The sequence below is a fragment of the Paenibacillus sp. 2KB_20 genome (assembly GCF_052115765.1).
GTDB lineage: Bacteria > Bacillota > Bacilli > Paenibacillales > Paenibacillaceae > Paenibacillus_AQ.
In genome coordinates this window covers 44,007-56,269 of the sequence record NZ_JBFRHH010000024.1, presented here as the reverse complement: position 1 = coordinate 56,269, position 12,263 = coordinate 44,007, and the positions used below count along the sequence as shown (strand labels likewise).

The following is a 12,263-nucleotide window of genomic DNA, read 5'->3' as shown; positions in this document are numbered from 1 at the left end:
GCGGAAGGGTTCCACGCGTTCCCATACCGAACACGACCGTTAAGCCTTCCAGCGCCGATGGTACTTGGACCGAAGGGTCCCGGGAGAGTAGGACGTCGCCAAGCGAACAACCATAAAGACCGTTATCGAGTAATCGATAGCGGTCTTTTCCTATATTCAATAGCATGTATTTATGAAATCGAGACTATCTCGTACCAGGTTGGGTGATACTAAACGACAGCTATTCATTGAACCTCTAGGAAATGCCTTAAGGGATTGGCATATTGGGAGACGAGGCTTAAACGCGGGTGATTCTCCATTTAATAGAAGAAACCCGCCGTTTGTCCATTCCTAAGGGACAGGATAACGCGCTGGATGGATACTTGCGAACTTCGGGCAAAGGGCGAATTTCAATCCTTGACAGCCTATGGGCCCTTTGCTAAGATGGCAATAATATATTTCTGAAAATACTTGAAAATGCCGTCCGGTCCAGCTCTGACAGTAGTTGTAGTCCGCAGGAAGACGACAAAAAGGAGGAATAACCCAGGTGTGGGAAGATAAGTTTAGCAAGGAAGGCTTCACTTTTGACGATGTATTGTTGGTTCCTAGAAAATCCGAGGTACTTCCAAAAGAAGTGGATGTTAGCACCAAATTGAGCGAGCATGTGAAATTAAACATCCCGCTCATCAGTGCTGGGATGGACACCGTAACGGAAGCTCCTCTGGCAATTGCCATTGCTAGAGAAGGCGGAATCGGCATTATTCATAAAAATATGACCGTTGAGCAACAGGCAGAAGAGGTTGATCGGGTTAAACGTTCGGAAAGTGGTGTTATTACGAATCCTTTCTCCCTCCATGCTAATCATCTTGTATCCGATGCAGAGGAGCTCATGGGTAAGTTCCGGATTTCCGGTGTACCGATCGTAGATGAGAACAATAAGCTGATCGGGATTTTGACGAATCGTGATCTTCGTTTTGTTCATGACTACAATACGGTAATCAGTGAAGTGATGACCAGCGAGAATCTGGTGACAGCTCCGGTCGGAACGACTCTTCAAGATGCCGAAATGATCCTACAGAAGCATAAGATTGAAAAGCTGCCTTTGGTAGACGATGATAATGTTCTTAAAGGACTTATCACCATTAAAGACATTGAGAAAGCGATTCAGTTCCCTAGAGCAGCTAAGGACGCTCAGGGTCGCCTGCTTGTAGGTGCAGCGATCGGAATCTCCAAGGATACCTTCGAAAGAGCAGAGGCGCTGGTGAAAGCTGGCGTAGACGTCATTACCGTTGACTCTGCCCACGGTCATCACATCAATATCATTGACTCCGTTCGCAAACTGCGCGAAGTGTATCCGGATTTGACGATTATCGCTGGTAACGTGGCTACAGGCGAGGGCACAAGAGAGCTTATCGAAGCCGGTGCATCCGTCGTAAAAGTCGGAATTGGGCCTGGATCGATCTGTACGACCCGTGTCATTGCCGGGATTGGCGTACCGCAAATCACAGCAATTTATGACTGTGCAACGGTTGCTAAGGAGTATGGAGTGCCAATTATCGCAGATGGCGGTATCAAATACTCAGGCGAAATTACGAAGGCGATCGCAGCCGGTGCAAATGCCGTTATGCTGGGCAGCATGTTTGCCGGTACGGAGGAGAGCCCAGGCGAAGCTGAGATCTATCAAGGACGCCGTTTCAAGGCTTACCGCGGCATGGGTTCCCTTGCTGCCATGAAACAAGGCAGTAAAGATCGTTATTTCCAAGATGACGACAAGAAATTGGTTCCGGAAGGTATCGAGGGTCGTGTTGCTTACAAAGGGCCTTTGGCAGATACTATCCATCAGTTGATCGGTGGATTGCGCTCCGGCATGGGCTATTGTGGTACGCAAAACCTGGAGGAACTACGGGCGGACACCCAGTTTATCCGTATCTCTGGCGCAGGACTTCGTGAGAGCCATCCGCATGATATCCAAATTACCAAAGAAGCACCTAACTATTCCTTGTAATTCACTCGAAAGAACAAGGATAAACAATATATGTCATTTATTTCCTGGACAGGCTGGATGAAATTCATCTAGCTTGTCTTTTTTTGATACCCCCCCTATGATAGAATAGAACAAGTTAATGACTTATTGAGAATTAGAGGGGAGTAGTTCCATTGATAGACATGTCTGTAAAGAAGAATAAGCGACAACGCATTCAAAGAACGTTGGCATCCTTGATGCTGTTTAATATACTTTGTTTCTCTGCTGCACCTGCGGTTTCACTCGCGGCACCCAGTATGCTGGCAACAGCGGATACAACGAACGCCACAGAGGACAAAGCGACAACCGAGAAGGCGACAACAAATAATGCGAAGCCGGATAAAGTGCCATCGATTGATCAGCTTGGACTGGAGGTAAGCTCTGCCGTATTGATAGAGCCATCAACAGGACAAGTCCTACTATCCGTTAATGCTGATGAGGCATTACCACCGGCGAGCATGACGAAGATGATGACGGAATACATCGTTGCAGAGAAAGTAAAGCAAGGCGAATTAGCTTGGGATGACGAGGTCACTGTAAAAGAAAACGCAGCAAAAACGGTAGGCTCACGGATATTCTTGGCTGAGGGTGACCAACATACAGTGGAGGAGCTCTACATAGCTATGGCTGTTGGTTCAGCGAACGATGCTACGGTAGCATTGGCTGAACATGTGGCTGGTTCCGAAGAAGAGTTTGTTGCCATGATGAACGATACGGCGAAAAAGATGGGCTTGAAAACAGCTTTTTTCATCAATTCTACAGGCCTCAGCCGTGCGGATATGCCTGAAAAATATCGTCCTGAAGAGGATAAGGAAACGGTTATGTCGGCAATGGATACAGCTTTGCTTGCCAAATTCATCGTCGAGGATCACCCTGATTTTGCAAGATTCACAGCTATACAATCCCACAAATTCCGGGATCGGGATACGAATCCGATCATCAACTACAACTGGATGCTTGAAGCCAATAAAGATATTACCAACTTCAAGAAGTATGCTTATGAAGGATTGGATGGTTTAAAAACAGGTCATACCAATGCGGCTAAGTATTGCTTCGCGGGCACCGCTGAGCGTGATGGCATGCGGCTGATTAGTGTGGTCATGGGTACGAAATCCGAAGGAGCCCGTTTTGTAGAGTCCAAAAAAGTCCTTGATTACGGCTTTGACAACTTCGAAGTGAAGGAAGTTCAAGCTGCCAGAGCAACCGTGCAAGGCTTTGAAAACGTCGAAGTGAAGAAGGGTAAAGGCAAGGAAGCTGCACTCGTAACCGATAAAGCAGTCACTTTTGTTGTACCGAAAGGCTCAAGTGGTAAGAACATTACCTTCGAAGCCAAGCTGGACTCCTCCAGCTTGACGGCTCCTGTTGCTAAGGATACGAAGGTTGGTACGGTGACCTACACATATAAAATAGAAGGCATGAAGGAAGCCCAGGTCGAAACGGTGAATCTTATCACTGGGGAGGAAGTTGAGAAGGCTGGCTGGTTCAGTTTGTTCCTGCGGGCGATTGGAGACTTTTTCGCTGATTTATTTGATTCCATCAAAAATCTTTTCTAACCGCCGATAAATTCCGAGTAAATGGGTTGTGTATTTGATTTTGATGCGGTAAAATATCAAGTTAGATTCATTGCAAGCATGCACCTATACAGGTACAGACTAGGTCGCCAGGTAATGCTGTAATGGCGATGAGATACAACATATAATCGGGAGGCTAGGGGACATGGAAACAGGAACATCAACTGTAAAAAGAGGTATGGCGGAAATGCAAAAAGGCGGCGTCATTATGGACGTCATGAATGCGGAACAAGCGAAGATCGCTGAAGCTGCCGGTGCAACGGCAGTTATGGCGCTGGAGCGCGTTCCTTCCGATATTCGCGCTGCTGGGGGAGTAGCACGGATGGCTGACCCAACCATCGTTGAGGAAGTCATGAAAGTTGTATCCATTCCAGTTATGGCCAAAGCTCGTATCGGTCATTATGTCGAGGCGAAAGTGCTTGAATCTCTTGGCGTGGATTATCTCGACGAGAGTGAAGTGCTGACACCGGCGGATGAAGTGTTCCATATCGATAAATGGGATTTCACGGTACCGTTCGTATGCGGTGCGAAGGACCTCGGTGAAGCGCTTCGTCGTATTGGTGAAGGTGCATCCATGCTCCGTACGAAAGGCGAGCCGGGAACAGGTAATATCGTGGAAGCCGTTCGCCATATGCGCCTCATCAACAGTCAAATCCGTAAAGTTCGTAACATGTCGAAGGACGAGCTGTATGCGGAAGCGAAGAACCTCGGTGTTTCCTTTGACCTCCTGAAGGGCATTCATGAGACAGGCAAGCTGCCTGTCGTTAACTTTGCAGCTGGCGGCGTGGCAACACCTGCAGATGCCGCATTGATGATGCATTTAGGCGCTGACGGCGTCTTTGTTGGATCCGGTATTTTCAAATCGGACAGCCCTGAGAAGTTCGCTCGTGCGATTGTTGAAGCGACTACGCATTATGATGATTATAAATTGATTGCTGAAGTATCCAAGAACCTGGGTACTCCGATGAAAGGCATCGAGATATCCAAGCTTAGTCCAGCTGAGCGAATGCAGGATCGCGGCTGGTAAGAGAGAAGGGGTAACATGAAGGTCGGAGTACTGGCACTTCAGGGTGCCGTTGCAGAGCATATACGGAGCGTTACGCTTGCTGGTGCCGAGGGGGTGCCGATTAAGAAGGTCGAGCAGCTAGACTGCATTGACGGCTTGATCATCCCTGGCGGCGAGAGCACCACCATCGGCAAGCTGATGCGCAAGTATGATTTTATGGATGCGATTCGTCAGTTCTCAGCCCAGGGTAAACCGATATTCGGAACATGCGCCGGACTGATCGTGCTGGCTGAGCGAATTCAAGGCGACGAAGAGGCTCATCTGAAGCTGATGGACATTACGGTGGCGCGGAATGCATTTGGACGTCAGCGTGAAAGCTTTGAGACCGATTTGCCTGTAAAAGGAATCGAAGAACCGGTACGGGCTGTCTTCATCCGTGCGCCGCTCATTCTGGAAGTGGGGTCGGACGTTGAGGTCCTGTCCACTTATAAGGATGAGATCGTCACAGCCAGACAGGGGCATCTGCTCGCAGCTTCCTATCATCCGGAGCTGACGGACGATTACCGACTTCATCAATATTTTGTGGAGATGGTTCAATCGCAGTCTACGGCACCACAGACGTAATAGTTACAGTAGAAGACATCTTGACTCTTTGGCAGTATGTGGGAGTCAAGTTGTCTTTTTCGCTGAAATACAATAAGATGTATCGTATGTAATAACGTACAATGCAGCCTTGTCCCAAGGCTTTTATCAACATATAGGGCAGCTGCTTCGATATACTTGATGGATGTTTTACTTTAGGAGGGTTTCCCGTGTTAGACGTAAAAATATTGCGCAGCGAGTACAGTCGTGTAGAAGAAGCGCTGAAGAATCGAGGCAAATCGCTTGATCTGATTGCGGATTTTCCTAAGCTTGACGCCCGGCGCCGGGAATTGCTGCAGGAAAGCGAAAGTTTGAAGAATCGCCGCAACACCGTGTCGGCTGAAGTAGCCAAGCTGAAGAAGAATCGTGAGAATGCCGATGATCTGATTCTGGAAATGCGACAAGTGTCAGACCAGATTAAAGCGATGGATGAGGAAGTTCGTGAGCTGGAAGTCAGCATATCCGAGCTTACTTTGGCGATTCCGAATATCCCTCATGAGAGTGTGCCGGTTGGCGCTTCGGAGGAGGAGAACGTGGAAATCCGCCGCTGGTCGGAGCCAAAAGCTTTCGATTTCCAGCCTAAGGCACACTGGGAGCTTGCTCAGAATCTGAGTATTTTGGATTTTGAAGCAGGTGCGAAGGTAACGGGTTCACGATTTACGTTCTACAAAGGTTTGGGTGCTCGTCTTGAGCGGGCCTTGATCAGTTTTATGATGGATCTGCACAGCGACAAACACGGCTATGAGGAAATGCTGCCTCCATATATCGTCAACCGGGACAGCTTGTACGGAACAGGGCAACTGCCTAAATTCGAAGAGGATTTATTCAAAATTAGCGATACCGACTACTATCTGATCCCAACTGCTGAGGTTCCTGTGACGAACTATCATCGCGAGGAAATCTTAAATAGTGAGGATCTGCCTAAATATTACGTGGCGTACAGCTCATGTTTCCGTTCGGAAGCCGGCGCGGCAGGGCGTGACACACGAGGGCTCATTCGTCAGCATCAGTTCAACAAGGTTGAGATGGTGAAGATTGTACACCCGGAAACATCTTTTGATGAGCTTGAGAAGATGACGGCAGATGCGGAGCGTGTGCTTCAGCTGCTGAATCTTCCTTATCGCGTAATGGCTCTCTGTACCGGGGATATGGGCTTTGGATCCATGAAGACATACGATCTAGAAGTTTGGCTTCCAGAGAGCGGCGTATACCGTGAAATCTCCTCATGTTCGAATATTGGGGACTTCCAGGCTCGCCGTGCCAACATTCGCTTCCGTCCGGAACCGAAGAGCAAGCCGGAATTTGTCCACACCTTGAATGGTTCCGGGCTTGCGGTAGGACGTACCGTCGCTGCGATTCTGGAGAATTATCAACAGGCTGATGGATCCGTAGTTATTCCCGAAGTACTTCGCCCGTACATGGGGAACGTTAGTATCATCGAACAGAAAAAATGAGTTGATAAAATAGTTTGTCTTGTGGTATAATGATTTTTGCACGTGATTCATTTGCATGAATCATTACCACGTGGAGAGGTACCGAAGCGGTCATAACGGGGCGGTCTTGAAAACCGTTAGGGTGCAAGCCCACATGGGTTCGAATCCCATCCTCTCCGCCATACATAATCAAACGCAAGCCGTTTCCTTTAAGGAATCGGTTTTTTTATTGTCTTTTTTACTAGAGGAAGGTATTGATTGTTCTGTTCTGCAGTAGGTTTCTGCTTTATGGAGGCTGCTGTATAAAACATCCCCTGTTATCGCAATTTATAGAGAAGGGGAGGTGTGAACATGAACTCAGAACTGAATGTAGATCAGTCGACGCTGGTCAATGCCTGGCAGGAAAGGCTGTCCACCATATTAAAGCCGGGAGATCGCGCAGAAGTGGCAGCAGACGAAGGGGATCCGAACGCCATCCGCATTCACATTGATGCAGCAGGTCGCCAGGATTATTCGTTTGATTTTCAATGCACGTATGTGGATTCGCGGGAAGTAAAGGTCGATCTGGTCGATGTAGAGCGTGAGGGTGCGACAACGGATGAGCGTAATGAGAATATTCAGGGCATGGTGGGCGATTATACGCGCCATATTCATGAGTGTGCCCAAACGCTGCAGCAAATCACGCATCACTAGTTCCATGAATGAGTGAGACAGTTTCCATACTGTCCTTCATGATATGGACATCAAAGGTAGGATAGGCGTAGGACATCGTTGTGATCCACGAAATGGAGGGCTATCAGATGAGCAAACCAAAGGCGATTCCGGTACCGGAAGCACAGGAGCAGCCGAAGCAGCGCAAGGACCCTGACCGTGGCGGCCAGGAGCCGCTGTCAGGCTCGCACAGAGCGAAGATCCGTAAACAGGATGGACATTTCAATCCGGAGGGCTAGAAGCCTGTAGGAGCCAAATACGGAGAGGCTAGAAAGCAAGAATCGAGGGAACTTCCTGTATTTCGACAGGAAGTTCTTTTTTTCGATTTGAAACCTTTTGCGTCCAACTTCCGTATTAGTGTTCAAGTGTAATATTTTGGGGCCCCACCTTATTCGCATGTTAAGAAGTTTAAATTTAAGATGGATGGAAAAAGAAAGGAAATAAAATTTCAGTAAATATTCCAGAAAGTGTTTCTCATTTTGGTTAAATGGTTTATGATTAGAAGGTCTGTTATTTTTATGACTGTTAGAGGGGAGAGAAATTTTAATGAACAAGAAGTTTGCAGCTATCATGCTGACACTGCTGCTCACAGTGACAGTTGTACTTTCCGGCTGCGCCAAAAAAGAAGAGCCTAAGGCAGCGATGACGAATGCTGCCACGAACGCGATGAAGATGACATCCTACGAAATGAAGAGTAAATTTGTCATTGAAGACCTTCAAGTTAACATACCTGCAGTTGAAGGCGATCCAAGCGTAACACAGGCGATGACGATGTTGAAGAATGCTGAGGTTACGCTGGACGGTATCTACCAAGCGGATCCAATGCAAACCGAGATGAACATGGGTATCAATCTGAAGGGTGACATGGCAATGTCCTTCAACATTGATATGGTGATGACGAAAGAGAAAATCTACGTTAAGATTCCAAGCATTCCAATGCTGCCATTCCCAGAGGACGTTGTTGGTAAGTTCCTCGTTATGGATATGAAAGAGCTTGCTGAGCAATCCGGTGAAACATTTAATCCGGAAAGCCTGGATACCGAGAAATCCCAAAAATTCGTAAACGAAATCCTTGAAGCTTTGCTGAGTGAATATGACCAAGCGAAATACTTCAAAGAGATCAATGTTAAAGATGCTGGCCTTCCAGAAGGCGTGGATGCCAAACAAGTGGTTCAATTCTTTGTAACCAATGATAACCTGAATGAAGCATTGGATATTATGGTAAACAAGGTTGCACCTAAGGTTGTTGACATTGCAGCTAAAGACGAGTACCGCGAAATGCTCGGTCTGACCCAAGAAGATATCGACTCTGCTAAAGCTGAAGTTTCCAACGTTAACCAAGACGAATTCAAAGCGGGCTTGGAAGAGATGCAGAAGTATCTGAAGATCAACACATTCAACATCAACACGGCTATCGATAAAAAGGATTTCCCTGCATATCAGGATATTGTGTTGAACGTTGATTTCAATGATCCAGAAACGAAAGAGAACGTGAAGTTGGCTGTGAAGGGTAGCACCCAATACAACAACATCAACGCTAAACAAGAGTTCAAAATCGGTATTCCAAAAGATGCTGATGTCATCACGATGGAGCAATTTGAGGAATCCATGAGCCAAATGGGCACTTATTAATATCATTCATCGTAGACAACAAAACCCGGCCATCATGGCCGGGTTTTTACGTTTCTATACATATCTATACATATTACTATACAAGGATTATATTTTCCCGCGCAAACGTCGGAAGAACTGAGTGAGTAGTGATGCGCATTCTTCCTGCAGCACGCCCTCAATCACGTTAGTACGGTGATTAAAACGCGGTTCTTGAAGCAAATTCATCAGTGTGCCGGCACAACCGGCTTTGGGATCGCGAGTGCCATAGATCAGCTGTGGGACCCGGGATTGGACGATAGCACCCGCACACATGGGACAGGGCTCCAGCGTCACGTACAATCGACAGTCGAGCAGCCGCCATGCTCCAAGATGTTTGCTTGCCTCACGGATAGCCACCATCTCGGCATGGGCCGTCCCATCATAAGTCGTTTCACGCAAATTGTATCCACGGCCAATAACCTCATCACCCCGCACGATGACAGCGCCGATAGGAACTTCGCCGAGCTCTTCGGCTTTCCGTGCTTCCGCGATGGCTTCTCTCATCCAGCGTTCATGATTATCGTTATCCACAGCCAGTGGGTCTATTGAATTTGATATCAAACTAAAGTCTCCTTTCACAGCCGGTTAAAACCCTGTATTTATACCCAATGTTCAACGAACATTTATTCGTTTGTTAACATGTTGTGGACAGAATTGTGGACAACCGAGATGTTATGCACAAAGTTATACACATTATCCACAGATAAGTTGTGTATTTGTGCGCAATCTGTGGATACGTTGTTTTTTACCGGGAATGGCCTCTTATATTGTAAGGATTCCCTATTTCAATAGCAATGCGATTGTGGAAAAAAACCATATAGCCGTAAAGCTGCTTGTCTTTTCAAACGTTCGTGATCAAGGTATCATGAGGGTATTAGATTCGCAAGTCGTCTATGTGACAGCAGAAAGGTGAAGATGCCACTTGTCGATTAAGACGAAATTATCGATGATCATGTCCATATCGGTATTATTTATTCTTCTGCTCAACATTACGCTGAACTATTACACAACCCAGGAAAATTTGCAGCAGGATAGTGAAACCAAAATGGTGATGGCCGCTACTCAGATCGCCATCACCGTCCAGCAAACCGGCTTTAGTTCTGCATATGTGGATAATATATTCGGTGATATGCTGAAGGTAGCCGCGGTCAATGCGGCAAAAGCTTTGGATCCGGATATTAACAATATAACCAATCAGCAATTGGTGGAATTGAGTAAAGAGATCGGCGTCACCCACATATCACTATTGGTCCGGACGAATGATGATGTCGTTGTTGCCCGATCCTCCACTCCAGATGAAATCGGCCTTTCAACAAAGAACTGGGGGTACTGGCATACGGCTTTTCTGGAATTGTTCCAGTATGGTAAAGTTGTCTCCGTTACCGAGGGTCAGCGCGCCGATCATTTTTGGTCAGGACCGTTTGAGTTTTCCACATCCAATCCGGAATTCATTGATAAATGGGGATACTATTACGATAGCAAGCGCAATTATATTATTGATCCCTACATAAGGAATTCGAATATCAAGGACTTTGTGAAGATTACAAGTCCGGATACGGTTGTGAAGGAGACCTTGAAGTCGAATCCGCGAATATTGGAAGTAACAGGCATCAACCCTGAAACGTTTGGCAATGAATATATGAGAGAAGATGGAACGGATGATGTTCACCGCAAGCTTCGCAATCGACCGATTACATTCGGCACCTACGACTATGGGAGCCTGGACCAAGATGCGGAAGCTGTGCAGAGGGCCGTTTCTACCGGCGATAATGTGGTGTTTGTCAGTACTATCAATAACAAGAAGGTGCTAAAAAGCTTCATCCCCATCGTAACCGAAAATAAACCGACCAGTGTAATCAGTGTCGTCATGGATTATGAAGCCATTTCCTCCGTGATGAGGGAGCAGATGATCAGTCTTGTGGCCATCTCATTGGTTTTATTGGAAATCGTGATATTCGGCAGTTATATTGTTGCAGGGTATTTTACCAAGCCGATTCAGGCCATACTGGGGACGGTAAACGATGTGTCGGATGGTCACTTTGATCGAAGGTTGGAGGTAAGCAGCCGGGACGAGCTGGGGCAGCTTGCGGGTCGAATCAATGCGATGACACGTAATCTGGGCAACTATACGAGCCAGTTGAAGCAAATGGTCGATGAGAATCAGTCCGTTAAGGAATATCTGGAGTCGGTCATTAATCAGACAGCAGATGCCATTCATACAACCGATACCTATGAACGGGTTATTAGTGTGAATAAAGCGTTTGAGCAATTGTATGGTTGGAAAGCGCACGAAGTGGTTGGACGGAAGCCAGCACTTGTGCCTCCGGCCAAGGAGGAAGAAGAAAAGGAGCGCATCCGTCGGCTGCGGGCCGGGGAACGGCTTCCTCCGGTGGAGACGATCCGTCTTCACAAAGATGGAAGCACGATCGAGGTCAGTATTAGCACCTCGCTGGTGCATGATGAGAACGGTGAGGTCACCTCCATGATTAGCGTGTCTCGGGATGTGACGGAACGCAATCGGATCGAGGAGCTGCTGCGTCGTTCGGAGAAACTCAATACCGTTGGCCAGCTGGCTGCTGGCGTTGCTCATGAGATCCGGAATCCGCTTACGACGCTCCGTGGATTTCTGCAGCTTCAGCAGCAGACCCACAAGGTTAATCCGGACCATATTGATCTAATGCTGTCGGAGCTGGATCGAATTAACCTCATTGTCAGTGAATTTCTGATATTAGCGAAGCCGCAGGCGATTCATTTCCAAGAGAGGGATGTACGACTCATCATGGGAGATGTCATTTCATTCCTCGACAGCCAAGCCCATTTGTACGGCATCGAGTTCAAATTGAAATTTACTGATGAACTTACCAACGTACACTGTGAGGAGAATCAGCTCAAGCAGGTGTTTATCAATTTGCTCAAGAATGCGATTGAAGCGATGCCCGATGGCGGCAGTATCTGGATTGAGCTTTCAAGGCCGAAAGGCGAATGGGTACAAATCGATATTCGGGATGAAGGGCAGGGCATACCGGAAGATCTGATGCCGCATCTTGGCGAACCGTTTATTACGAATAAGGAGACGGGCACAGGGCTAGGATTGATGGTAAGCCAGCGTATTATTCAGGGTCACCGGGGTATGATGGAAATCGAGAGTGAAGTAGGTGTGGGCACGAAGGTGAGCATAGTTCTGCCTGTAGTCCAGCCGAATGCTATTGAGAATTAAGCAAGAAGTAGTTACAGATAAGGGGATG

General features: G+C 47.3%; 10 protein-coding genes, 1 tRNA gene and 1 rRNA gene. 11 read left to right on the top strand and 1 reads right to left on the bottom strand.

All coding sequences use genetic code 11. The features are described from left to right. The 10 genes from rrf to AB4124_RS32865 form a co-directional block, all read left to right on the top strand. A 5S ribosomal RNA gene (rrf, locus tag AB4124_RS32910) occupies positions 1-104 on the top strand; the annotation flags it as partial. Positions 105-526: 422 nt separating this feature from the next. Beyond that, positions 527-1,984 (top strand): IMP dehydrogenase, encoded by a 1,458-nt coding sequence (guaB, locus tag AB4124_RS32905; protein ID WP_441975345.1) that lies wholly within the window; start codon positions 527-529, stop codon positions 1,982-1,984. Between the two features lie 152 nt (positions 1,985-2,136). Further along, positions 2,137-3,555: a D-alanyl-D-alanine carboxypeptidase family protein gene (locus tag AB4124_RS32900; RefSeq protein ID WP_441975344.1), complete on the top strand. Its 1,419-nt coding sequence runs from the start codon at positions 2,137-2,139 to the stop codon at positions 3,553-3,555. Between the two features lie 163 nt (positions 3,556-3,718). Then, positions 3,719-4,600, top strand: a complete 882-nt coding sequence (pdxS, locus tag AB4124_RS32895) for a pyridoxal 5'-phosphate synthase lyase subunit PdxS (protein ID WP_215163952.1) — start codon at positions 3,719-3,721, stop codon at positions 4,598-4,600. Positions 4,601-4,615: 15 nt separating this feature from the next. Next, positions 4,616-5,203 (top strand): pyridoxal 5'-phosphate synthase glutaminase subunit PdxT, encoded by a 588-nt coding sequence (gene pdxT, locus AB4124_RS32890; RefSeq protein ID WP_441975343.1) that lies wholly within the window; start codon positions 4,616-4,618, stop codon positions 5,201-5,203. 188 nt (positions 5,204-5,391) lie between these two features. Then, on the top strand, positions 5,392-6,675 hold the full coding sequence (serS, locus tag AB4124_RS32885; RefSeq protein WP_441975342.1) for a serine--tRNA ligase: 1,284 nt from the start codon (positions 5,392-5,394) through the stop codon (positions 6,673-6,675). A 72-nt stretch (positions 6,676-6,747) separates the two neighbouring features. Further along, positions 6,748-6,836: transfer RNA gene (locus AB4124_RS32880), tRNA-Ser, on the top strand. Between the two features lie 169 nt (positions 6,837-7,005). After that, positions 7,006-7,347 carry a hypothetical protein gene (locus AB4124_RS32875; protein ID WP_076326361.1) on the top strand — a complete coding sequence of 114 codons (342 nt, stop codon included), beginning with the start codon at positions 7,006-7,008 and terminating at the stop codon, positions 7,345-7,347. A 107-nt stretch (positions 7,348-7,454) separates the two neighbouring features. Next, positions 7,455-7,604: a spore protein gene (locus tag AB4124_RS32870; RefSeq protein WP_076326362.1), complete on the top strand. Its 150-nt coding sequence runs from the start codon at positions 7,455-7,457 to the stop codon at positions 7,602-7,604. 307 nt (positions 7,605-7,911) lie between these two features. After that, entirely contained in the window at positions 7,912-8,997 is a 1,086-nt protein-coding gene (locus AB4124_RS32865; RefSeq protein ID WP_339269253.1) for a hypothetical protein, read from the top strand. Positions 8,998-9,084: 87 nt separating this feature from the next. Here AB4124_RS32865 and tadA read toward each other — a convergent pair whose 3' ends face one another. Next, the gene (gene tadA / locus AB4124_RS32860; RefSeq protein ID WP_076326364.1) at positions 9,085-9,579 is read right to left on the bottom strand and encodes a tRNA adenosine(34) deaminase TadA; all 495 of its coding nucleotides are present in this window, start codon (positions 9,577-9,579) and stop codon (positions 9,085-9,087) included. Positions 9,580-9,940: 361 nt separating this feature from the next. Between tadA and AB4124_RS32855 the strand changes: the two genes are divergently transcribed. Then, positions 9,941-12,235: an ATP-binding protein gene (locus AB4124_RS32855; RefSeq protein WP_430183377.1), complete on the top strand. Its 2,295-nt coding sequence runs from the start codon at positions 9,941-9,943 to the stop codon at positions 12,233-12,235. The last annotated feature ends 28 nt before the right edge of the window (positions 12,236-12,263 follow it).